Origin of the sequence: Bosea vestrisii, assembly GCF_030144325.1 — a bacterium.
Taxonomy (GTDB): Bacteria; Pseudomonadota; Alphaproteobacteria; order Rhizobiales; family Beijerinckiaceae; genus Allobosea; species Allobosea vestrisii_A.
In genome coordinates this window covers 661,810-683,140 of sequence record NZ_CP126307.1, presented here as the reverse complement: position 1 = coordinate 683,140, position 21,331 = coordinate 661,810, and the positions used below count along the sequence as shown (strand labels likewise).

Genomic DNA, 21,331 nt, shown 5'->3' with positions numbered 1-21,331 from the left:
ACCTGGAACGGTTTAAATCACGGTAAGGCGAGGAAGCGCATGTCTGGGCATAACAAGGTCGCGATCATTACCGGTGCCGGCTCGGGCGTCGGCCGGTCCGTCGCCATCGCCTTCCTGAAGGACGGCTACCGCACCGTGCTGGCCGGACGCCGCGCCGACGCCCTGGAAGAGACGATCAAGCTCTCCGGCGTATCGACGGAGCAGGCGCTCGCGGTCTCAACCGACGTGACCGACAAGCGGTCGGTCGAGGCGCTGTTCGCCAGGACCAAGGAGACCTTCGGCCGCGTCGACGTGCTGTTCAACAATGCCGGCGTCAATGCGCCGGGCGGCGTTCTGCTCGAGGACCTCTCGTTGGAGGACTGGCAGAGGGTGGTCGACACCAATCTGACCGGCCCTTTCCTGTGCACGCAGGAGGCCTTCAAGGTGATGAAGGCGCAGGAGCCGCGCGGCGGGCGCATCATCAACAACGGCTCGATCTCGGCGCAGGTGCCGCGGCCGAATTCGGCCGCCTATACCGCGACCAAGCACGCCATCTCCGGCCTGACCAAGACCGCCTCGCTCGACGGGCGCAAATACGACATCGCCGTCGGCCAGGTCGATATCGGCAACGCGCTGACCGAGATGGCCAAGAAGATGACCACCGGCGTGCCGCAGCCGGACGGCTCGATCAAGGTCGAGCCGGTGATGGATGTCGACCATGTCGCCACCACCGTGCTGCACATGGCCGGCCTGCCGCTCGAGGCCAACATCCTCTTCGTCACGGTGATGGCGACCAAGGCCCCGCTCGTCGGGCGCGGGTGAGGGCGCACCCTCACAAGCGCCGGCGCGGTGAGCGGCGATCCGCTGTCGTCCTGGTCGGGCCAGTCCCGGCCAGCGACGTCTTGCGACGAGCACAATTTGCGCGACACTGTCCGGGGCGGCCCGGGAGTGCCTCGCTTGTCAGCCTTCGATGCGTCGCAGCGGCCTGAAGACGTGGATGGTCGGGACAAGCCCGAGCATGACGGCCAGGGCGAGCCCGGCCATGCCGCGCCGGTCGATCCAAAGGTCGGGCGCGCCTATCGCCTGACGATCTGGGGCATCGCGCTCGGCATCCTGATCTTCGCCGGCAATGTCGTGCTCTGGGCGCTGGCGATCGGCAACAACCAGCTGTTCAAGGACGGCGTCGACTGGGTCTACGACGTCGCGCTCTACGGCATCGCAGCTTTGGTCTTCGGCCGCGACGAGCGCGCCGAAAAGCTGGCTGCGCTCGGCATCGGCGCCGTGATGGCGGTCGCGGGCTTCCACACGCTCTACGACCTCTGGGACAAGATTCTACGGCCGCGGCCGATCGAGGTCTTCGCGCTCGGCTTCTCGGCGGCGAGCGCGATCCTGATCGCCTATCTGATCATCGGCGTGCTCTGGCGCTTCCGGGCCGAGCGCAACCCGGTGATCAAGGCGACCTGGCTGTCGAGCCGGAACGATGCGATCTCGACCACCGGCTTCGCGCTGCTCGGCCTTAGCGCTCGGCTGCTGCCGGTGCGCTGGCCGGAATATCTGTTCGACGTCTTCGTCGCCTTCCTCTGCTTCCAGGCGACCTGGGCGATCTGGCGCGCGACCAGACAGTCGCAGAACCGGACGAAAGTCGAAGCAAAAGAAGAATATTCTTCGTAAACCAAGGTCGTACGACTGGCTTGTTCTGCGCTTCGCGCGAACAAAAAAAATCCTGTGCGGCTTCTCCTGCAGGGGCTGTGGCGAAATCATGGCAGCCCCTGCAATTCATGCCGAAGGGTGCCGATATCCCGGCCCTTCGGCGCCAAGGAGCGCCAGAATGTCCGTCCTCTCCCTCATCCGCTGCGGTGCGGTTGCGCTCGCCGCGAGTCTTGCGCTTGGCGGCGCAGCGCTGGCGCAGTCCGGCCCGCTGGTCTCGACCGAGTGGCTGGAGAAGAATCTCAATGACCCCAAGGTCAGGATCGTCGAGGTCAGCGTCGAGCCCGGCATCTATGAGCGCGGCCATATCCCCGGCGCGCAGAACATCGCCTGGCACACCGACCTGGTCGAGACCGTCTCGCGCGACATCGCCGGGCCGGAGAAGTTCCAGGCGCTGGCGCGCAAGCTCGGCGTCGACAAGGACGTTACCGTCGTCCTCTACGGCGACAACAACAACTGGTTCGCCGCCTGGGGCGCCTGGGTGTTCGACATCTACGGCCTGCGCGACAACGTGAAGCTGCTCGATGGCGGCCGCAAGAAATGGGAGCTGGAGAAGCGCCCGGTCGCGACCAATCCGGAGCCGGTCAAGGCGTCGAGCTTCAGCGTCGGCGAGCCCAACAAGGCGCTGCGCGCCCGGCTGACCGACGTCGTCGCCACCGTCGAGAAGAAGTCCGAGGCGCGCGTCCTCGACATCCGCTCGCCGGATGAGTTCTCCGGCAAGATCATCGCGCCGGCCGGTTTCCAGGAACTGGCGCTGCGCGCCGGCCACATCCCCGGCTCGGTCAACGTGCCGTGGGCGCGCGCGGTCAACCAGGCCGACGGCACGCTGAAGTCGCCGGAGGAGCTGAAGAAGCTCTATGCCGAGGTCGGCATCGACGGCTCCAAGCCGGTGATCACCTCCTGCCGTATCGGCGAGCGCTCGAGCCACACTTGGTTCATCCTCTCGCGCGTGCTCGGCTACCAGGCCGCCAATTATGACGGCTCCTGGACCGAGTACGGCAATGTCGTCGGCCTGCCGATCAGCAATCCGGCCGGCACGGTCTGGGGCGGCAAGTAAGCCTCCCGATGAGCATCTCCGACGATAGCGGCGCGCTGGATTATGAGCTGGCGCGCCGGCAGGCGGGGGCGGAGCCGATCAGGCTGCCGCCCCCGCGCTTCATCGCGGCGGCCGCCGTCACCGCCGCGATCGCAGTCTCGATCTACCTCGTCGGGCGCCATGGCGATCCGGCGCCGCAGCTGCAGCTCTCGCTGATCCTTGGCGCCGCCTTCGGCTTCGTGCTGCAGCGCGCGCGCTTCTGCTTCTTCTGCATCTGGAAGGACTGGCTCGACCGGCGCGATCCGCGCGGATTGCTCGGCATCCTCACCGCGCTGGCAGTCGGGCTCGCCGGTTACACGCTGATCTATGGCGCCTGGCTGCCCGATCCGTCGGGGACGCGCTTGCCGCCGACGGCGCATATCGGCCCGGTCGGCCCGGCGCTGCTGCTGGCCGGTCTCGCCTTCGGCGCCGGCATGGCGATCTCCGGCTCCTGCATCAGCGCCCATCTCTACCGGCTGGGCGAGGGCTCGCCGACCTCACCCTTCGCGCTGATCGGCGCCGGCCTCGGCTTCATCCTGGGATTCCTGAGCTGGAACAAACTCTATCTCCTGACGATCTCGGACTCGCCTGTGCTGTGGCTGCCGCGCCAGCTCGGCTATGGCGGCGCGCTGCTGGCGGGGCTCGCCGTGCTTGGCGCAGCGGCCTGGTGGTTGCTGCGAGCTGGTCGGCCAAGCGAGCAGGGTGCTGCGCAAGAGGCGCAAGCCGATCCTATCGCTGCGATCTTCCTGCGGCGCTGGCCGGCTTGGTTAGGGGGCTCTTCGTCGGGCTGATCGGAGTTGCGGCTTACCTGCGCCTGTCGCCGCTCGGCGTCACCGCCGAGCTTGGTTCGCGCTCGCGTCAGCTCGCCGCCACCTTCGATCTGTTGCCATCGCGGCTCGAGGGCCTCGACAGCTTCCGGGGCTGCGCCACGGCGATCCGTGATGCGCTGCTGACGCCGAACGGGCTCTTCGTCGCCGGGTTGGTCGCAGCTGCGTTCGCCGCGGCGCTGGCGGCAGGGGCGTTCAAGCCGCGGCGGCCGACCGGCGGACACGTGCTGCGCGGCCTTGCCGGCGGAGCCTTGCTCGGCTGGGGTACGGTGATCGGGCTCGGCTGCACCGTCGGCACGCTGCTCTCGGGCATCTCGGCCGGGGCGGTCTCGGGCTGGGTCTTCGCGCTCGGGCTTATCGCCGGCACGACGGCGACGCTGAAGCTCGGCAGGAGGTTGCGGTTGCTGGAGTGAGGCGCTGCGCCCATCCGCACCCTGCGCAACAAGGCGCAGACAAGGGCTTCGGCTGAGCTATAACGGGGCATCGGTTCGAGGATGCCCCATGTCGATTGCCGCAAAACTGCCCTCCATCCTGATCGCCAATCGTGGCGAGATCGCCTGCCGGGTGATCCGCACCGCAAGGCGGCTCGGCCTGCGCACCATCGCGGTCTATTCCGACGCCGACGCCGAGGCGCTGTTCGTCGAGATGGCGGACGAGGCCTATCGGATCGGCCCGGCGCCGGCGCGCGAGAGCTATCTCGATGCGGACAAGATTCTGGCGGTTGCCAAGGAGGCGAACGCAGCCTGCATCCATCCCGGCTACGGCTTCCTCTCGGAGAATGCCGATTTTGCCGACGCCTGCGCAGCGGCCGGCATCGTCTTCGTCGGGCCGCCGGCTTCGGCGATCCGCGCGATGGGGCTGAAGGATGCCGCCAAGGCGCTAGTCGAGAAGGCCAATGTCCCGGTCGTGCCGGGCTATCACGGCGCCGAGCAGGATGTCGGCTTCCTCGCCAAGGAGGCCGAGCGCATCGGCTACCCTGTGCTGATCAAGGCGGTCGCGGGCGGCGGCGGCAAGGGCATGAAGAAGGTCGACCGGCCCGAGGATTTCGCCGATGCGCTCTCCAGCGCCCAGCGCGAGGGCAAGAACGCCTTCGGCGATGCGCGCGTGCTGGTCGAGAAATACGTGCTCTCGCCGCGCCATGTCGAAATCCAGGTCTTCGGCGACAGTCACGGCAATGTCGTCCACCTCTATGAGCGCGATTGCTCATTGCAGCGCCGCCACCAGAAGGTGATCGAGGAGGCGCCGGCGCCGGGCATGACGCCGGAGGTGCGCGCCGCCATGGGCAAGGCGGCGACGGAGGCGGCGAAGGCGGTCGGCTATGTCGGGGCCGGCACGGTCGAGTTCATCGCCGACGGGCGCGACGGCCTGCGCGCCGACCGCTTTTATTTCATGGAGATGAATACCCGCCTCCAGGTCGAGCATCCCGTCACCGAGGCGATCACCGGGCTCGACCTGGTCGAGCTCCAGCTCAAGGTCGCGGCCGGCGAGCCGCTGGGCTTTGCGCAGGAGGACGTCCGCGCGGAAGGGCACGCCGTCGAGGCGCGGCTCTATGCCGAGGATCCGGAGAAAGGCTTCCTGCCCTCGACCGGCAAGCTCTGGGCGCTGCAGTTTCCGCAGAGCGAGGACATCCGCATCGATACCGGCGTCGAGGCCGGCGATACGGTGACGCCGTATTACGACCCGATGATCGCCAAGGTGATCGCCCATGGCCGCACCCGCGACGAGGCGCTCGACCATCTCGCCTTCGCGCTGGGCGAGACGATCGTCGCCGGTCCCCGCACCAATCTCGCCTTCCTGAAGAAGCTGGCCGAAGCCGAGGGCTTCCGGAAGGGGCCGTTCGACACCGGCTTCATCGAGCGCAACATCGAAGCGCTCGGCGCCGAGCCGCAGCCGCTCGATGCGGCGGCGGTCGCGGCAGCCGCGCTGCAGCTCGAGGAGGAGCGCCAGGACGGGCTATTGCGTCTCGCGGTCGAGCGCACGGCCGATGAAGGCAAGTCGCCCTGGCTCGACACCGACGCTTTCTCGCTGATGCCGCGCCTGGCGCTCGGCCTGCCGTTGCTGGTCGATGGCGAGCGGATCGAGGCCAGGATCGAGTGGAACGGCGACCAGCCCCGAGTCTCGCTGCCGGGCCATCCGCTGCCCGAGGGCGAGCATGAGGTGACGCTGGCCAGGGCCGAGGCCGGGACCTATCTCGCTTTGCATCGCGGCCGGCAGACTTCCGTGGCGCTGTTCGACCCGTTCAGCGTCGATCTCGATGCGGTCGCCGGCGCTGGCGGCGTGATCAAGGCGCCGATGCACGGCAAGCTGATCGCGCTCTTCGTCACGGCGGGTGAGGCGGTGGTGAAGGGCCAGCGTCTCGCCATCGTCGAGGCCATGAAGATGGAGCATGTGCTGACCGCGCCACGCGATGGCACCGTCACCGAGCTCGGCGCCGAGCCGGGAGCGCAGGTGGCCGAGGGCGCGAAGGTGGTCGTGCTGGGGGAGTGAACCGATTGCGGCGCTTGAGGCCGGGCCTCTTCTCGAAGAGGTTCAAGCCTTCGGGCTTGGCGCGAACCGGTAGTGGATCAGGTCCATGACCACGGCTTCCTCGCCCGTTCGGTTGCGATAGCCGTGGCGGCGGTCGGCGGGGAACCGCAGCGACTGCCCTTGCTTGAGCGGCCGCCACTCCTCCTCGACCAGCAGTTCGACCTCGCCGTGCTGGACGGTGACATGCTCGACGACGCCGGTGTCGTGCGGCTCCGAGATGCTCTCGAAACCAGGCGCGAAAGTAAGCTCGTAGAGCTCGAAGCCGAACCGGGCCTCGTAAGGAAAGACGAGAGCGCGCTGCATGCCCTCCTGTGACGGGCGCACGCGCAAGTCCGCGGCGTCGCGCATGAGCAGCACATCGCCGCTCCCTCCATCGGCCTCCAGCAGCGCGGTCATGGGAACCCCTAGGCCCGTAGCGATCTTCCAGAGCGTCGCGATGGTCGGCGCGGATTCGCCCCGCTCGATCTGACCCAGCATCGCCTTGCTGACGCCGGTGCGGGCCGCCGTCTGATCGAGGCTCCAGCCGCGATCGCTCCTGATCGACTTGAGCAGCTTCGGCGTATCGACCGGGCTGACGGGCTTCATGGCAGGCACTCTCCGGTCTGTGCGTTATTGCGCACAAAGGTCTTGTGCGTTAAAGCGCACGAGCCTTTCCTACCATCCTGCCGAAGGCTTGTCCCATGCAGCCGAACACCAGGCTCGACCTCGAACGCATCCGGCAGGCGCGGGGCGAGATCGCGCCGTTGTTTCGGGATACGCCGCAGTTCCTCTCTCCGACGCTCGGCGAATTGCTCGGCTGCGAGCTGGTCATCAAGCTCGAGACCGCGAACCCGATCGGCTGCTTCAAGGGACGCGGGACCGAGGTCGCGATGGCGCGCCTTGCCAGAAGCTCCGGTCCCAAGGCCGCGGTCTGCGCCAGCGCCGGCAATCTCGGCCAAGCCCTCGCCTATAGCGGCCGGGCGCGGGGGATTGCCGTCAGCGTGATTGCGGGGAAGGGTGCCAATCCCGGCAAGATCGAGCGCATCCGCCGGCTGGGTGGAGCGGTCGAGCTGGTCGAGGGCGACATCGAGAACGCCCGTGAGCGCGCCCGCGCGATTGCGGCTGATGGCGAGGCCTTCCTGATCGAGGACAGCGAGAATCTCGACACCTGCGAAGGCGCGGCCACGATCGGGCTCGAACTCGTCGAAGGCTTCGACCGCATCGATACCGTCCTGCTCGCGCTCGGCGGCGGCGCGCTGGCGACCGGCGTCGGGCATGTCATGAAAACCCTGTTGCCGACGACAGAGATCGTCTGCATCCAACCGAAGGGCGCGCCGGCCCTGGCGCTGTCATGGCGAGCCCGATCGGTCGTGACCACAGAGAGTACAGACACCATCGCCGACGGCGTCGCCGGGCGATTTCCGATTCCGGAGGTTCTCGACGACCTGCTCGCTGTTGCCGACCATGTTCCGCTGGTCGAGGAGGCAAGCATCATCGAGGGCATGCGGATGCTCTACCGGCACGCTGCCCTCATCACCGAGCCTTCGGCCGCACTCGGCATCGCGGCGATGCTTGAAGAGCCCGAGCGCTATCGCGGCAAGCGCGTGGCCACGGTGATCTGCGGGGCGAACGTCCTGCCGGACCAATTCAGCGGTTGGATGCGAAATTAAAGCGCGTCGAGAGCCACGATCGCTCGCTCGGCAACAGCGATATTGATCTCCGCCAGCGGATCGTCGTCGCCGAGGAACCAGGCGGCAGAGAGACCGCACCAGGCCAGGATCCATTTCAGCAGGCGCTCGCGCTCCAGCCCGGACTTCGCCAGTACTATCTCCAGCCGGCGCTCGAAACGGCCGGGCAGGGGCGCGACCGGCGGCTCGGGATCGGCGAGATCAGGATCGCAGAACAGGATGGTGTATTCGAAGGCGCGGTCGCCGATCACCGATTTCGGATCGATGGCCAGCCAGCCTCTGCCTTCGAAATCGAGGACGTTGTCATGGTGCAGGTCGGCATGCAGCGGCACGATCTCGCGCTGCGCCGGCAGCAATTCGGTCGCCGCTGCGGCGGAGCGGGCGAGGATTCCGCCACGCTCTTGCGCCATCGGGAAGAGGTCCTTGAACCAGACCTCAAGCGGGATCAGTCCGGAGGGCGCCGGGCCACGCGGCTTCTGCAGAGCGGCGATGGCGTCGCAGAGAATGACGGTCGCCTCGTCATCGCCAGCCGCGCCGCTGCGCGCCATGGCCGCGATCGAACGCGTGCCGGTGGCGCGTTCGATCAGCATCGCCTCACCATTCTCGCTGCGGGCGAGGAGGCGGGCGGCGCCGTCGCCATCCCAGTAGTCGAGCTGCAGGTAGCCGAGCCGCTCGTCCTCGATCTCGGGCAGCTTCAGCATTGCCGGCTGGCCGTCAAGCAACACGGGCAAAAGCTGGCTGGCATGCGTCCTGATCGGCTTGCCGGCGGGCTTGAGCTGCCAGCGCGCCAGCCAGGGCGCGAACACGTCGTTCTCAGGCATGGTTCAATCGGCAGCGCGGCCGCGGCCCATCAGCGGGTACTGCTCGACCTCGTAGATCTGGCCGGAGACGTGGCCGCTCTCCTCCGACAGCCAGAACGCGGTGTGGGCGGCGATCTCGGCCGGCTGCATGATCTGGCCAAAGGGCGCGAATTCGAGCGGCACCTCCTTCTCCCAGCCCGGCTTCTTGCCCTCGCGCTGCTGCGTCGCGTCCTCGTTGGCGGTGAAGGTCCAGCCGACATTGAGCTGGTTGACCCGGATGTGCTCGCGCCCGAGCGTGTTGGCGAGGTTGCGCGTCATCGTCATCAGCGCGCCCTTCGACATCGAATACACCGTGAGGTTGGAATTGCCGCAAAATGCGTTGATCGAGCCGACGGTGAGGATCGAGCCGCCGGATTTCTGCAGCCGGAAGGCGCGGATCGCCGCCTCGGCGCAGAGCAGCGGCGCGCGGGTGTTGATCGCGAAGATATGGTCGAAGAAGGCGGCGGTGGTCTCAGCCAGCACGCCGCGCGGATAGATGCCGGCATTGTTGACCAGGCCATCGATGCGGCCGAAGGCCTTGCGCGTCGCGTCGACCAGTGCCTGCGCCGTTGCCGGCTCGGCGAGATCGCCGATCGCGCTGGCGGTCGAGGGGCCGAGCTTGCGGCAGGCGGTGTCGACCTCGTTCTGCTCGCGGCCATGGACCAGCACCTTGGCGCCCTCGGCGATCAGGCGTTCGGCCATGGCGTAGCCGATGCCGGTCGATGAGCCGGTGACGAGAATGGCCTTGCCTTGCAGTCCGCGCATGTCGTGCCTCCGTTCGGATCGGTGGCCTTACTAGCCTGTAGGAGCGGCGCCGTCATGACCGCGCTTGTGCTGGCCACCCCGGCGTGGCGCGGTTGTGGAGAAAGGCCGCAGGCTCTGGCGAGGGGCGCCTGCGAGGATTAGGTTGCCCGCCATGCCGCTCCATATCCTCAAGCTCTGCGTCGGCGCCGAATCGATCAGCGACCTCGAACAGTGGATCGCCGAGCGGCAGGCACAGCGCCGTGCCCGCGGCGAACCGGCGGAGCAGTTGCACACCACCCGCATGGTGCCGAAGCGGATCGAGGAGATCGTCACCGGCGGTTCGCTCTACTGGGTGATCAAGGGCCAGGTCTCGGCGCGCCAGCGCCTGATCGACATTCGGCCCTTCACCGACGGCGAGGGCATCGGCCGCTGCCATCTGGTGATGGAGCCGGTGGTGGTGCCGGTCGAGCCGCGCCCCTTCCGGCCGTTCCAGGGCTGGCGCTATCTGCAGGACAAGGACGCGCCGCGCGACATCTCGGAGCGCAGCGGCGATCTCGGCATCATGCCCGAGCAGATGCGGCGCGAGCTGGCGGAGCTGGGGCTGTTGTAGCAAGGAGAGCGAGTCCTTGCTTTCCATTCAGAGCGCGGAGAGCACGCGCTGGAGATCCGCGATCTGCTCGGGCGTCAGCGCGCGCTTCGGCAGGATCTGGTAGCTGTAGTCCGAGATGAAGAACAGGAAGAGATGCCGGTCCTCGCGGATCTTCATGTAGTCGCGCCACGGGATGTGGTTGCGTGCGCCGGGCTGCTCGGCCTCATAGGCTTCCTCGTCCCAGCTGGCCGTGACGGGCTTGCGGACCAGCTTGTCCTGCTTGAAGCGTCGGCGGATGACGAGTGGGCTGAGCGCAAGCGGAATCCCAAGGCTCGTGCCGAGGATGGTCGCGAAGATGATCAGCGCGAACGGCAGGAGGTTGCCGCGCAGTTCGGGCCAGGGCATTCCGGCGGCGGAGAAGAAGCCCACGAACGCCGCCATCGCGATGGCCCAGAGCACCGCCATGCGGATGATCGTGCGCTTCTCCCGGAACGCGCTGAAGGTGTGCAGGCGCACCGCGCGGCGAAGATCAAGCTCGTCGAGGGTGAAGGTCGCTCTGCGGTTCATTGGTGGCCTCTTCAGATCGCCCTCAGCCTCACACCCCGATATTGTCGATCAATCGCGTCGCGCCGATCCGGGCCGCGATCAGCAGGCGGATCGGGCCATCGGCGCGCGAGGTCACCGGCGCTAATGTCTCGGCGTGGCGGGCTTCGAGATAGTCGAGCTCGAAGCCGGCGGTGATGATCTCGGTCTGGGCGTCGGCGACTGCCTGGAACAGCGGATCGTCATTGCGGATGCGGGCGGCGAGGGCCTGCATGACTTTATGCAATGTCGGGGCGAGCGCACGCTCCTCAGCCGAGAGGTAGCGGTTGCGCGAGGACATTGCGAGGCCGTCGGCCTCGCGGAAGGTCGCGAGCGGCACGATCTCGATGCCGAGATCGAGGTCGCGGGCCATCCGCGTCACCACCTTGAGCTGCTGGTAGTCCTTCTCGCCGAAGACGGCGAAATCGGCCTGCGACTGCGTGAAGAGCTTGCAGCAAACCGTTGCCACGCCTTCGAAATGCGTCGGGCGGAAGCGATCCTCCAGGCCGACGGCGGCTGGGCCGAGCAGCAGCACGCGGCTGGCGAAGCCGGGCGGATACATCTCCTCGACCGCCGGGAAGTAGATCGCATCGGCACCGACCGCTTCCAGCTGGGCGCGGTCGCTGTCGAAGGTGCGCGGGTATTTCTTGAAGTCCTCGTGCGGGGCGAACTGCGTCGGGTTGACGAAGATCGAGACGATGACACGGCGGGCGTGCTTTTGCGCCTCGGTGACGAGCGCGATATGGCCCTCGTGCAATGCGCCCATGGTCGGCACCAGCGCGACCTTCTCGCCAGCGGCGTGCCAGGACGCGACGGCCTCGCGCATCGCCTTGACCGTCTCGAAAACCGCGACCTGTGACATAGCGCTCCTCCAACCCGCTCGACGGGTAGCAAATGCCGGCGGCGCGGCCAATATCTCTGGCATGAGCGAATCCCGGCTGATGGCATGACACGCGAAGACGGCAAGGCGGTGGGCAAGGCGGGCGAGACGCGTCCGGTGGAGAGCGCTGCGCGCTCGAAGCCCGGTGAGATCGACCGTTTCGTCGCTGCGGCGAAGCAGCTCGCCCCGCTCGCAACCGGGCAGGCTGGGCGGCTCGTCTTCGCGCTCGATGCGACGATGAGCCGGCAGCCGAGCTGGGATCTCGCCTGCTCGCTGCAGGGCCAGATGTTCGAGGTCGCGGCGAAGACCGGTGGGCTCGCGGTGCAGCTCATCTATTTTCGCGGCTTCGACGAGTGCCGCGCCTCGGGCTGGCTCGGCGAGCCGCAGCGCCTGACCGGGCTGATGAACAAGATCGATTGCCGCGGCGGGCAGACGCAGATTTCTCGCGTGCTCAAGCATGTCCGCGACGAGGAACGGCGGGTGCCGATCCGGGCCTTCGTCTATGTCGGTGATGCGATGGAGGAGAATGTCGACCGACTCTGCGCGCTCGCCGGCGAACTCGGCCTGCGCGGCATCAAGGGCTTCATCTTCCAGGAAGGCGCAGATCCCGACGCCAGCGCCGCCTTCGCCGAGATCGCGCGCCTGACCGGCGGCGCCCATGCCCGCTTCGACGTCAATGCGCCGAACTCGCTGCTCGAGCTCCTGCGCAGTGCGGCAGCCTATGCCAGCGGCGGGCGCGAGGCGCTGCTGAGGCTCGCTGGGCAGAATGCTGCGGCGCAGAGGCTCCTCGCGGCAATGGAGGGCCGCAAGCCGTGATGCTGCTCTATGGTGTCGCCACGCTGATCCTGCTCTGGTGGGTGGCCAAGTTCTTCGCCGGGGCCGATCCGAAGAAGCTGGTCAGGTTCGGCAAGGTCGTCGGCGGCACGCTCTCGCTCGGCGTCGCGGCGCTGCTGATGCTGCGCGGCCGGGCCGACATGGCGATCTTCCTCGGCGGGCTCGGCGCCTGGCTGCTCGGCTGGAGCGCCTATGGTCCGGGCGGGCTCAAGATGCCGGAATGGGCGAGGGATTGGGGCGGGGCCGGTGCCTCGGCTGGCCGTTCCAAGGTCGCATCGGCGATGCTCGAAATGGAGCTCGACCATGACAGCGGCGGCATCAAGGGCAAGGTTCTGGCCGGCGCTTTCGCCGGCCGCGATCTCGACGAGCTGACGCCCGCGGAGCTCAGCGCGCTGCTGCGCGAATGCCTCGCCGGGGATCCGGATGGGGCTCGCCTGCTAGAGGCATATCTCGACCGCCGGGCGCCCGGCTGGCGTGAAGACGCTGATGGTCACCGCGACGCGGGGCAGCGCGGCCCGGCGCGCACGAGCGCGATGACGGACGAGGAGGCCTACGAGATCCTGGGGCTTCAAGCGGGGGCGAGCCAGGAGGCGATCCGCGATGCCCATCGGAGCCTGATGAAGCGGATCCATCCGGATGCCGGCGGCACCAGCGGACTTGCCGTTCGCGTCAACCAGGCCAAGGATACCTTGCTGAAAAAGCATGGCTGATCTCCTTTTCCGACCAGTCAGCTGCGGGTTGCGAAGCAGGCGAAGCCGCCGCGCTTGAGCTGGGCGCAGGCCTTCTCGGCGTCCTTGGACTCCTCGAAGCCGGCGAAGCGGGCGCGGAACAGGGTGGCACCACCCTTCTCGACCTTCTCGGTGAAACCGGAGGCATCGGCGAGCGAGCCGGAGGCTTTGGCGCGGGCCCGGGTCAGGATGTCCTTGGCCTTGGCCTCGTCGTCGGTGGCGCCGAGCTGGATCAGCCATTTCGAGGCGATGACGGCCTTCTCGGTCGGCTTGCTCTCGGGAGCCTTGGCGGCAGCCTGCGCGACCTTGACCGGCAGCGGCGCCGACTCGGGCAGGCGGGCTTCGTGCTTCTTCGGCATGGGCTGGACCTCGTCCTTCGCCGCCGGCTCAGCCAGCTTGGCGATCGAGGAGGTGACGTCGACATTCGCCGGCGGGCGCAGCACCTTGCCTTCGGCCGCCGGGGCGCCGATCGACCAGCGCATGGCGGAAGGCGTCGTGGTCGCAGCGACCGGGCGCATATTGGAGAGGGCGAGCGCCTGGGCGCTGCCGCTAAGCGCGCGCGGCGGCGGCATTTGGGCGGTCGTCGTGGTTGCGGCGTAGGCGCGGGCGGCGGCTGGCACCTCCGGCTCGGCGCGCGGACGCGGAACCGGGATCGGCGCGGGAGCCGGGACCGGCTCAGGCGCCTGGGCGACCACAGCCGGGCGAGCCGGCGGCTCGGGAACGGGGGCCGGGGCGGCGGCGCGGTAGCGCTCCTGCTGCGGTTCGGCAGCCTCGGCGATCATCGGGGCGCTGCGGCCGCCGGCGCTGGCGCGCGGCAGGCTAGCGAGGACGAGATCGGACATGATCTTGTCGCGCGCCGCGCCGGAGCGGCCACCGAGCACGATCGAGACGATCTGACGCCCCTCGGCCTTGGCCGAGGTCATCAGGTTGAAGCCAGAGGCGCGAGTGTAGCCGGTCTTGATGCCGTCGACGCCCTCGATGCGGCCGAGCAGGCGATTATGCCCGCGAATGGTGCGGGAGCCGTACTGGAAGGAGCGCGTCTGGAAGAGCGGGAAGTATCGCGGAAAGCGCTCCTGGATCGCCCGCGCCAGGATGGTCAGGTCGCGTGCCGTGGTGATGTTCGGCGGCGAGTTCGGCAGACCGTGTGGGTTGTAGAAGCGGGTCGACTCCATGCCGAGCGAGCGTGCCTTGCGCGTCATCTGCTCGGCGAAGGCGTCTTCCGAGCCGGCGATGGCTTCGGCGACGACGACCGAGGAGTCGTTGGCCGACAGGGTGATCATGCTCTTGATCGCATCCTCGACCTCGATGGTCGAGCCGGCGCGCAGGCCGAGCTTGGTCGGCGGCTGCGAGGCGGCGTAGGACGAGACCTTGAGCTCGGAATTCATGGTGAAGCGGCCGCGCTCCATCTGCTCGAAAAGCATGTAGAGCGTCATCACCTTGGTGAGCGAGGCCGGGATGCGCGGCGCATCCTCATTGACGGCGTGCAGGGTGCGGCCGCTCTTGGCGTCGACGACCATCGCCGCATAGGGCGGGGCATAGCCGCCGGAGACATGGCGCCGCTTCTTGCGGGCCGCCTCTGCCGGCGAGACCGTCGCGGTCAAAACGACGGCAGCAGCACTCACCAGTCCGATGAACGCGAGCCAGCGCCCGCGTCGGGACCCAACGCAACCAGAAGCCATGCAACTCGCCTCAACTCAAACCCACCCGTCCGTCGCAGGCTTTGCAGCGTGGCGCGAAGGACACAGATGAGGAGGTTAGGTGGATGCGGTTACGGAGGAGTTAAGCGAAAAAAGTCCATCATTGGGCTGTCCGGTTGCAAACCGTCGCCAATGCACGCTGGGGGGCTCTGCGTTTGGTGCATTGCAGCGCAAGCTTGACTTTTATGTTGCGGTGCACAATATCAGAAAGCGCCCCGGTGATGGATCTCTTTCATCTGACCTTGGGGGCACGGAACCCGGGCCATTTCGGCTCGTCAGCAGAGGCGGCGCCTACGAGCGTCGGAGGGAACGATGATCCAGCAGTTCGAGACCATCCAGAAGGCTTCCAAAGAGAACGTCGATGCGGCTCTGAAGGCGTTTGGCGCCACCTCGAAGGGCGTGCAGGCGCTCGCCGTCGAGGCCACCGATTACGCCAAGAAGTCGTTCGAGGCCGGCACCGCCACGATCGAGAAGCTGTCCGGCGTCAAGACGCTCGACAAGGCGATCGAGATCCAGTCGGACTACGTCAAGACCGCTTTCGAGGGCTATGTCGCCCAGGTCACCAAGATCGGCGAGCTCTATGCCGCGATCGCCAAGGATGCCTACAAGCCGTTCGAAGGCATCGTCGCCAAGGCCGTCCCGACCGCCGCCAAGTGATTTCGGCAAGCGGCTGACCTAGGTCGGCCGCAGCTGATTGCCAGACGATTTCGAGAAGCCCGGCTCCGGCCGGGCTTCTTTGCATTTGTGGCCACGCTCCAGGCCGAGTGTTCCTCCCGGCAATGCTCTTGCAACTGGCGAGGGGTTGCTTGCGGCCACCGTGATCCGCTTGAGGCCGCGGCTGGAGCCAGAGGCCGCAATGAGCAGTTCGACGACGACCGGGGACGCACGGACCTCTGCAGAGGCGCCTCCGGCGAGCGAGTTTCGCGAGCCGCCCCGGGAAGCCTGGTACTGCGTCAAGAGCGCCGGCAGCCTGGCGCCGGGCGCGATGGTGAGCGTGTCGGTCCTCGGCGACCAGATCGTGATCGGCCGCACGAAAGCCGGCCGGCTCTTTGCGTTGCGCGACCGTTGTCCGCATCGCGGTGCGCCGCTGTCGGAGGGGCAGTTCGACGGCACCGCGATCACCTGTCCCTTCCATGGCTGGCGCTTCGGCGCCGATGGCCGCTGCCAGGCGATGCCGACGCTGGTCGATGGCGACGTCACCGATCCCGGCCAGGTCAAGGTCGGCGAGTTTCCGGTCCGCGAGAGCGACGGCATCATCTGGCTTTATATGGGCGTGGGGCTCGCCGAGGCTCCGCCGGTGCCGGCGCTGACCCTGGCGGGGTCGACTCGCTGCCGGGTCGCCGTCGCGGTCCTGGTCGAGGCCTCCTATGATTTGTGCGTACTCAGCCTGATCGACCCGGGCCATGTCGGCTACGTCCATAATTCCTGGTGGTGGCGGCCGACGGCGACGGCCCGGGAGAAGGTCAAGGATTTCGAGCCGCTTCCCTTCGGCTTCCGGATGAAGGCGCACAAGGCGGCGGCGAACTCGCGCGGCTATCGCCTGCTCGGCCGGCCGCAGACCGAGGTCGATTTCCTGCTGCCGGGCCAGCGGATCGAGCGCATCCGCATGGGCGAACGCTCGATCATCAACGCGACCTTCGCCACGCCGATCGATGCGCGCCGGACGCTGCTCACCAATGTGCTGCTCTCGGATCTGCCGCAGCTCATGCCGCTCGCGCCGCTGATCGGATGGGCCGGGCGTGCCTTCCTGCGGCAAGACCAAAGGATTCTCGAACTCGCACAGCAGGGATTGGAGCGCAAGCCGACCATGCTGCTGCTCGGCCAGGCCGACCGGCTGGGGCAATGGTATTTCCGCCTGAAGCGGGACTATGCCGCGGCCCGCCATGAAGGAAGGGCGTTCAGTAACACGCTTGCGCCGGAGCGGTTGCGCTGGCGTACCTGACGCTGCACGGAAATTCATCCCGATCGTCCCGTGCCACCCGGGCTTCGCCAAGCTCGCGGCGGCACTTCTTTGTGACCTGCGGTCGCAACGGGCTGGCGGAGCCGTGGCGACGTCTGTAAATTCGTGAGCGAAGCACTATCTTGAGGTCAGCCTTCGGGACGGACACCTTGAGCCACGCAGTCACCACGCCGATCGATCAGGAACTGTCAGCCGGCATCGTGCCGCGTCTGGCGTCGAAGCCGCGTGCGCCGTCGTCCCCGACCGATGGCGATCGGACAGGAACCGGCACCGCCGTTCTGACCCGGACCCGGACGCGCAAGCCAAACCTCTACCGCGTGCTGATCCTCAACGACGATTACACGCCGATGGAGTTCGTGGTGCATGTCCTGGAGCGGTTCTTCAACAAGGACCGGGCCGAGGCGACGCGCATCATGATGCATGTCCATCAGAACGGCGTCGGCGAATGCGGCGTCTTCACCTACGAGGTCGCGGAAACCAAGGTCACCATGGTGATGGACCTCGCCCGCAAGCATATGCATCCGCTGCAATGCGTGATGGAGAAAAAGTAGCTTTGAACATCATCCTCTCGAAACTGGATTGGGAGCGCTGACCTTGCCGAGCTTCTCGCGCAGCCTCGAACAGGCGCTTCACCGGGCCCTCGCGCTCGCCAATGAGCGCCACCATGAATATGCGACACTGGAGCATCTGCTGCTGGCGCTGGTCGACGACCAGGACGCCGCTGCCGTGATGCGTGCCTGTAGCGTCGATCTCGACACGCTGCGTCGCAACCTCGTCGACTACATCGACGCGGAACTGACCAATCTCGTCACCGACGGACGCGACGATTCCAAGCCGACCGCCGGCTTCCAGCGCGTGATCCAGCGCGCGGTCATCCATGTCCAGTCGTCCGGCCGCGAGGAGGTGACCGGGGCCAACGTGCTCGTCGCGATGTTCGCCGAGCGCGAGAGCCACGCCGCCTACTTCCTGCAGGAGCAGGACATGACCCGCTACGACGCGGTCAACTACATCAGCCACGGCATCGCCAAGCGCCCCGGCGCCGGCGAGAGCCGGCCGGTGCGCGGCGCCGAGGATGAGCCCGAGCAGCAGCGCGAGCAGCGCCCGATTCCGGCAATGACGGCGACAAGGACAAGAAGAAAAAGGAAAGCGCGCTCGACGCTTACTGCGTCAACCTCAACCGCAAGGCGAGGGACGGGCGCATCGATCCGCTGATCGGCCGCGAGGCCGAGGTGCAGCGCACGATCCAGATCCTCTGCCGCCGGCAGAAGAACAACCCGCTGCTGGTCGGCGAGCCTGGCGTCGGCAAGACCGCGATCGCCGAGGGCCTCGCCCTCAAGATCGTGCGCGGCGAGGTTCCCGAGGTGCTGGAGGACGCCACCGTCTTCTCGCTCGACATGGGCACGCTGCTTGCCGGCACGCGCTATCGCGGCGATTTCGAGGAACGCCTCAAGCAGGTGATGAAGGAGATCGAGGCGCATCCCAAGGCGATCATGTTCATCGACGAGATCCACACGGTGATCGGCGCCGGTGCGACCTCGGGCGGTGCGATGGATGCCTCGAACCTGCTGAAGCCGGCGCTCGCCTCGGGTGGGCTGCGCTGCATCGGCTCGACCACCTACAAGGAATACCGCCAGTATTTCGAGAAGGATCGGGCGCTGGTGCGCCGCTTCCAGAAGATCGACGTCAACGAACCGTCGGTGCCGGACACGATCGAGATCCTGAAGGGGCTGAAGCCCTATTTCGAGGAGTTCCACAAGCTGCGCTACACCAACGACGCCATCAAGGCGGCGGTGGAATTGTCGGCGCGCTATATCCATGACCGCAAATTGCCGGACAAGGCGATCGACGTGATCGACGAGACCGGTGCTTCGCAGATGCTGGTGACCGAGGCCAAGCGCAAGAAGACGATCGGCGTCAAGGAGATCGAGGCGGCGGTCGCGACGATGGCGCGCATCCCGGCCAAGACCGTCTCCAAGGACGATGCCGAGGTGCTGCGCAATCTCGAGACCACGCTGAAGCGCACGGTCTACGGCCAGGAGAAGGCGATCGAGGCGCTGTCCTCCTCGATCAAGCTCGCCCGCGCCGGCCTGCGCGACGGCGAGAAGCCGATCGGCTGCTACCTCTTCGCCGGCCCGACCGGCGTCGGCAAGACCGAGGTGGCGCGCCAGCTCTCCTCCTCGCTCGGCGTCGAGCTCGTGCGCTTCGACATGTCGGAATACATGGAGCGCCACACCGTCTCGCGGCTGATCGGCGCGCCTCCCGGCTATGTCGGCTTCGACCAGGGCGGCCTCCTGACCGATCAGATCGACCAGCATCCGCACTGCGTGCTGTTGCTCGACGAGATCGAGAAGGCCCATCCCGACCTGTTCAACATCCTCCTGCAGGTCATGGACCACGGCAAGCTGACCGACAACAACGGCAAGCAGGTCGATTTCAGGAACGTCATCCTGATCATGACCACCAATGCCGGAGCGGCCGACATGGCCAGGAATGCCTATGGCTTCACCCGCCAGAAGCGCGAGGGCGACGACACCGAGGCGATCAACAAGCTGTTCGCGCCGGAATTCCGCAACCGGCTCGACGCGACGATCTCCTTCGGCCACCTCCCGAAGACGGTCGTGGCCCGCGTCGTCGACAAGTTCGTGCTGCAGCTCGAGGCGCAGCTCGCCGACCGCAACGTCACCATCGAGCTCTCGGACGAGGCGCGCGAATGGCTGGTCGAGAACGGTTATGACGAGGCAATGGGCGCCCGCCCGATGGCGCGCCTGATCCAGCAGACGATCAAGACGCCGCTCGCCGACGAGGTTCTGTTCGGCCGGCTGAAGAACGGCGGCGCGGTCAAGGTCGTGGTGATCCAGTCCGAGACGGGCATCAAGGTGCTCGGCCTCGAATTCCCCGACGGGCCTGTCAAGCCCAAGCCGGAGAAGGACGTCGCCGCTGCGGCCGAGAAGCGCACGCGCAAGCCACGGGCCAAGGGGCCGGGCAAGGCACCAGGCAAGGCCAAGGTGGCCGGGTCGGGCGGCGCGAAGCGCGGCCCTAAGCCGGATGCTCCGGTCGAGCCGCCCAAGGCGGTGCGGAGCGTGCGCACCGTGCCGAAAGTTCCGCTGACCAAGGCCTGATCCGGTGTTCTTCAAACGCAAGCCCGCCAGCGCCTGGGCGCAGGACGAGGAGGTCGCCACGCAAGCGGCGGCACCGGCGCCGAAGGAGAAGCTCGGCTGGTTCGAGAAGCGGGCGCGCCGCCGCCGGCGGCGCATCGTCTTCGAGGAGGTGCTGGGCTGGATCCTGGTCCCGGCCTTCCTCTATCTGCTCTGGCTCGGCTATCGCGCTATCGGCGGTGTTCCCAAGGAGATCGTCGACTTCGGGAACGAGTTGATGGGCCTGGTGATGAAGAGCTTCTGATCGCTTTGCACTGGATGCAGGGCGGACGCGCGGTTCTGGGGCTGTCATGCTGCCGACGCGATGCGCTTTAAGCGAAGCGGCCCGCAGCAGCTGCGGGCCGCGTTTCGTTTCAGCGGGTCCGATGATCCAGCATTCCAGCGCATCCCTGCCTTCGAGACCTGACGGACGCTCGCCCGCGCTTTTTGCGAGATGAGCAAATCTGTCCGCAGCGCCTGGGTGCGGCCGGCCTTCACCGGCTTTCGTGATGCCGTGATGCTTCCGGCCTGGGTGGTCGGACTGTCGCTGATGGGCGTCGGCTCGCTGGCACGGGATGTCGGCTATCCGGTCGAGGCCGCGGTGCTCTCGACGATCCTGGTCTGGGCCGGCCCGTCGCAGGTGCTGTTCTTCGCCTCGATCGCAGCCGGAGCAGCCTGGAGCGCGATCGCGCTCGCCATCGGCTTCGCCTCGCTGCGCTTCCTGCCGATGACCGTAGCGCTGCTGCCGCTGCTGCGCCGACCGGGGCAGGGGATCGGGACGCAGCTGCTGATCGCCCATTATGTCGCGGTGACCTCCTGGGTCGAAAGTTTCAGGCGCCTGCCGGCGATGCCACCCGAGCAGCGCGTTCCCTATTTCTTCGGCTTCGCCAATGCGCTGATCGTCGTCAGCTCGTTCACCACTTTCGTGGGCTTCCAGCTCGCCGGAGTGGTGCCGGCGCCGGTCGCGGCCGGGCTGCTCTGCCTGACGCCGATCTTCTTCCTGAGCTCGATGACGGCTGGAATCCGGGGGCTTGGCGATAAGATCGCGATCGGGCTCGGCCTCGCACTCGCGCCTGCGGCGGGCTGGGCGATCGGCGGCGGCTTCGACCTGATCGCCAGCGGTGTCGTCGGCGGCAGCATCGCCTTCCTCGTGCAGCGCCGGCGCAAGGCGCCGAAGGCGGGCGAATGACGCAGCCGATCGCCTTTCTCGACGGGCCGTGGTGGCCCTATCTCGCGATTCTCCTGTTTGCGGTGCTGCCGACCGAGATCTGGCGCTGGCTCGCCGTGGTCTTCGCGCGCCGACTCGACGAGAACTCGCCTTGGCTCGAATGGGTGAGACTGGTCGCAACCGCGCTGCTCGCCGGGGTGGTGGCCAAGCTGGTGCTGGCGGCGCCGGGCGCGCTCGCCGGCGTGCCGCTCGCGGTGAGGCTGGCGGCACTCGCGGTCGCCGTGACGGTCGTGCTGATATACCGGCGCAAGGTCATGCTGGCCGTCGTCATCGGCGAAGCGGTGCTGATCGGCGGCGCCTTGTGGCTCGGCTGAAAGCCGAGATGCTGCCGAGGT

Annotated in this window: 20 protein-coding genes and 2 pseudogenes; 16 read left to right on the top strand and 6 right to left on the bottom strand. The window is 67.4% G+C overall.

What is annotated here, in order from left to right; translation table 11 throughout:
- The first annotated feature begins 39 nt into the window (after positions 1 to 39).
- The 5 genes and pseudogenes from QO058_RS03235 to QO058_RS03210 all read left to right on the top strand — a co-directional run bounded on the left by QO058_RS03235 (position 40) and on the right by QO058_RS03210 (position 6,075).
- Positions 40 to 801 carry an SDR family oxidoreductase gene (locus tag QO058_RS03235; RefSeq protein ID WP_284170291.1) on the top strand — a complete coding sequence of 254 codons (762 nt, stop codon included), beginning with the start codon at positions 40 to 42 and terminating at the stop codon, positions 799 to 801.
- A gap of 135 nt (positions 802 to 936) precedes the next feature.
- Positions 937 to 1,650, top strand: a complete 714-nt coding sequence (locus QO058_RS03230; protein WP_284170290.1) for a cation efflux transmembrane domain-containing protein — start codon at positions 937 to 939, stop codon at positions 1,648 to 1,650.
- Between the two features lie 157 nt (positions 1,651 to 1,807).
- A complete protein-coding gene (locus tag QO058_RS03225; RefSeq protein ID WP_284170289.1) occupies positions 1,808 to 2,743 on the top strand; it encodes a sulfurtransferase in 936 nt (311 codons plus the stop codon).
- 8 nt (positions 2,744 to 2,751) lie between these two features.
- Positions 2,752 to 4,001: pseudogene (locus QO058_RS31340) on the top strand (YeeE/YedE family protein).
- An 88-nt stretch (positions 4,002 to 4,089) separates the two neighbouring features.
- Positions 4,090 to 6,075, top strand: coding sequence for an acetyl/propionyl/methylcrotonyl-CoA carboxylase subunit alpha (locus QO058_RS03210; protein ID WP_284170286.1), 1,986 nt, complete (start codon positions 4,090 to 4,092; stop codon positions 6,073 to 6,075).
- Positions 6,076 to 6,117: 42 nt separating this feature from the next.
- Here the strand turns inward: QO058_RS03210 and QO058_RS03205 are convergent, their stop codons facing one another.
- On the bottom strand, positions 6,118 to 6,699 hold the full coding sequence (locus QO058_RS03205) for a helix-turn-helix domain-containing protein (protein ID WP_284170285.1): 582 nt from the start codon (positions 6,697 to 6,699) through the stop codon (positions 6,118 to 6,120).
- 95 nt (positions 6,700 to 6,794) lie between these two features.
- On the opposite strand from QO058_RS03205, the gene QO058_RS03200 reads away from it, so the two are divergent.
- Positions 6,795 to 7,763: a threonine ammonia-lyase gene (locus QO058_RS03200; RefSeq protein WP_284170284.1), complete on the top strand. Its 969-nt coding sequence runs from the start codon at positions 6,795 to 6,797 to the stop codon at positions 7,761 to 7,763.
- On the opposite strand, the gene QO058_RS03195 is transcribed toward QO058_RS03200, so the two are convergent.
- Positions 7,760 to 8,587: an aminoglycoside phosphotransferase family protein gene (locus tag QO058_RS03195; RefSeq protein WP_284173086.1), complete on the bottom strand. Its 828-nt coding sequence runs from the start codon at positions 8,585 to 8,587 to the stop codon at positions 7,760 to 7,762. The two genes, QO058_RS03200 and QO058_RS03195, sit on opposite strands and share 4 nt — an antisense overlap.
- A gap of 18 nt (positions 8,588 to 8,605) precedes the next feature.
- Positions 8,606 to 9,385, bottom strand: a complete 780-nt coding sequence (locus QO058_RS03190; RefSeq protein WP_284170283.1) for an SDR family NAD(P)-dependent oxidoreductase — start codon at positions 9,383 to 9,385, stop codon at positions 8,606 to 8,608.
- Positions 9,386 to 9,536: 151 nt separating this feature from the next.
- On the opposite strand from QO058_RS03190, the gene QO058_RS03185 reads away from it, so the two are divergent.
- Positions 9,537 to 9,974: a DUF1489 family protein gene (locus QO058_RS03185; RefSeq protein ID WP_284170282.1), complete on the top strand. Its 438-nt coding sequence runs from the start codon at positions 9,537 to 9,539 to the stop codon at positions 9,972 to 9,974.
- Positions 9,975 to 10,001: 27 nt separating this feature from the next.
- Here QO058_RS03185 and QO058_RS03180 read toward each other — a convergent pair whose 3' ends face one another.
- Together QO058_RS03180 and panC are read right to left on the bottom strand one after the other, a co-directional pair.
- The gene (locus tag QO058_RS03180; RefSeq protein WP_284170281.1) at positions 10,002 to 10,520 is read right to left on the bottom strand and encodes a YcxB family protein; all 519 of its coding nucleotides are present in this window, start codon (positions 10,518 to 10,520) and stop codon (positions 10,002 to 10,004) included.
- Positions 10,521 to 10,548: 28 nt separating this feature from the next.
- Positions 10,549 to 11,397, bottom strand: a complete 849-nt coding sequence (panC, locus tag QO058_RS03175) for a pantoate--beta-alanine ligase (RefSeq protein WP_284170280.1) — start codon at positions 11,395 to 11,397, stop codon at positions 10,549 to 10,551.
- A gap of 84 nt (positions 11,398 to 11,481) precedes the next feature.
- On the opposite strand from panC, the gene QO058_RS03170 reads away from it, so the two are divergent.
- On the top strand, positions 11,482 to 12,231 hold the full coding sequence (locus QO058_RS03170) for a VWA domain-containing protein (protein WP_284170279.1): 750 nt from the start codon (positions 11,482 to 11,484) through the stop codon (positions 12,229 to 12,231).
- Positions 12,231 to 12,959, top strand: coding sequence for a DnaJ domain-containing protein (locus tag QO058_RS03165; protein ID WP_284173085.1), 729 nt, complete (start codon positions 12,231 to 12,233; stop codon positions 12,957 to 12,959). Before QO058_RS03170 ends, QO058_RS03165 begins: the two co-directional genes overlap by 1 nt.
- 17 nt (positions 12,960 to 12,976) lie before the next feature.
- Here the strand turns inward: QO058_RS03165 and QO058_RS03160 are convergent, their stop codons facing one another.
- The gene (locus QO058_RS03160; RefSeq protein WP_432212006.1) at positions 12,977 to 14,599 is read right to left on the bottom strand and encodes a serine hydrolase; all 1,623 of its coding nucleotides are present in this window, start codon (positions 14,597 to 14,599) and stop codon (positions 12,977 to 12,979) included.
- Between the two features lie 387 nt (positions 14,600 to 14,986).
- Between QO058_RS03160 and QO058_RS03155 the strand changes: the two genes are divergently transcribed.
- The 7 genes and pseudogenes from QO058_RS03155 to QO058_RS03125 all read left to right on the top strand — a co-directional run bounded on the left by QO058_RS03155 (position 14,987) and on the right by QO058_RS03125 (position 21,310).
- Positions 14,987 to 15,331, top strand: coding sequence for a phasin family protein (locus QO058_RS03155; RefSeq protein ID WP_284170277.1), 345 nt, complete (start codon positions 14,987 to 14,989; stop codon positions 15,329 to 15,331).
- Between the two features lie 199 nt (positions 15,332 to 15,530).
- Entirely contained in the window at positions 15,531 to 16,616 is a 1,086-nt protein-coding gene (locus QO058_RS03150; RefSeq protein WP_284170276.1) for an aromatic ring-hydroxylating oxygenase subunit alpha, read from the top strand.
- 218 nt (positions 16,617 to 16,834) lie between these two features.
- On the top strand, positions 16,835 to 17,185 hold the full coding sequence (gene clpS / locus QO058_RS03145; protein WP_432212090.1) for an ATP-dependent Clp protease adapter ClpS: 351 nt from the start codon (positions 16,835 to 16,837) through the stop codon (positions 17,183 to 17,185).
- A 43-nt stretch (positions 17,186 to 17,228) separates the two neighbouring features.
- Positions 17,229 to 19,753 (top strand): annotated as a pseudogene (gene clpA, locus QO058_RS03140) (ATP-dependent Clp protease ATP-binding subunit ClpA).
- Positions 19,754 to 19,757: 4 nt separating this feature from the next.
- Positions 19,758 to 20,033 (top strand): hypothetical protein, encoded by a 276-nt coding sequence (locus tag QO058_RS03135; protein ID WP_284170274.1) that lies wholly within the window; start codon positions 19,758 to 19,760, stop codon positions 20,031 to 20,033.
- A gap of 189 nt (positions 20,034 to 20,222) precedes the next feature.
- On the top strand, positions 20,223 to 20,957 hold the full coding sequence (locus QO058_RS03130; protein WP_284170273.1) for an AzlC family ABC transporter permease: 735 nt from the start codon (positions 20,223 to 20,225) through the stop codon (positions 20,955 to 20,957).
- A complete protein-coding gene (locus QO058_RS03125; RefSeq protein WP_284170272.1) occupies positions 20,954 to 21,310 on the top strand; it encodes an AzlD domain-containing protein in 357 nt (118 codons plus the stop codon). Before QO058_RS03130 ends, QO058_RS03125 begins: the two co-directional genes overlap by 4 nt.
- The last annotated feature ends 21 nt before the right edge of the window (positions 21,311 to 21,331 follow it).

Excerpts from the sequence above, each read along its gene's own strand:
- QO058_RS03180 (WP_284170281.1), bottom strand. The coding sequence starts at position 10,520 with ATGAACCGCAGAGCGACCTTCACCCTCGACGAGCTTGATCTTCGCCGC.
- QO058_RS03130 (WP_284170273.1), top strand. The coding sequence starts at position 20,223 with ATGAGCAAATCTGTCCGCAGCGCCTGGGTGCGGCCGGCCTTCACCGGC.
- QO058_RS03190 (WP_284170283.1), bottom strand. The coding sequence starts at position 9,385 with ATGCGCGGACTGCAAGGCAAGGCCATTCTCGTCACCGGCTCATCGACC.
- QO058_RS03125 (WP_284170272.1), top strand. The coding sequence starts at position 20,954 with ATGACGCAGCCGATCGCCTTTCTCGACGGGCCGTGGTGGCCCTATCTC.
- QO058_RS03235 (WP_284170291.1), top strand. The coding sequence starts at position 40 with ATGTCTGGGCATAACAAGGTCGCGATCATTACCGGTGCCGGCTCGGGC.
- QO058_RS03205 (WP_284170285.1), bottom strand. The coding sequence starts at position 6,699 with ATGAAGCCCGTCAGCCCGGTCGATACGCCGAAGCTGCTCAAGTCGATC.
- QO058_RS03210 (WP_284170286.1), top strand. The coding sequence starts at position 4,090 with ATGTCGATTGCCGCAAAACTGCCCTCCATCCTGATCGCCAATCGTGGC.
- panC (WP_284170280.1), bottom strand. The coding sequence starts at position 11,397 with ATGTCACAGGTCGCGGTTTTCGAGACGGTCAAGGCGATGCGCGAGGCC.
- QO058_RS03185 (WP_284170282.1), top strand. The coding sequence starts at position 9,537 with ATGCCGCTCCATATCCTCAAGCTCTGCGTCGGCGCCGAATCGATCAGC.
- QO058_RS03200 (WP_284170284.1), top strand. The coding sequence starts at position 6,795 with ATGCAGCCGAACACCAGGCTCGACCTCGAACGCATCCGGCAGGCGCGG.
- QO058_RS03165 (WP_284173085.1), top strand. The coding sequence starts at position 12,231 with ATGCTGCTCTATGGTGTCGCCACGCTGATCCTGCTCTGGTGGGTGGCC.
- QO058_RS03155 (WP_284170277.1), top strand. The coding sequence starts at position 14,987 with ATGATCCAGCAGTTCGAGACCATCCAGAAGGCTTCCAAAGAGAACGTC.
- QO058_RS03150 (WP_284170276.1), top strand. The coding sequence starts at position 15,531 with ATGAGCAGTTCGACGACGACCGGGGACGCACGGACCTCTGCAGAGGCG.
- QO058_RS03170 (WP_284170279.1), top strand. The coding sequence starts at position 11,482 with ATGACACGCGAAGACGGCAAGGCGGTGGGCAAGGCGGGCGAGACGCGT.
- QO058_RS03225 (WP_284170289.1), top strand. The coding sequence starts at position 1,808 with ATGTCCGTCCTCTCCCTCATCCGCTGCGGTGCGGTTGCGCTCGCCGCG.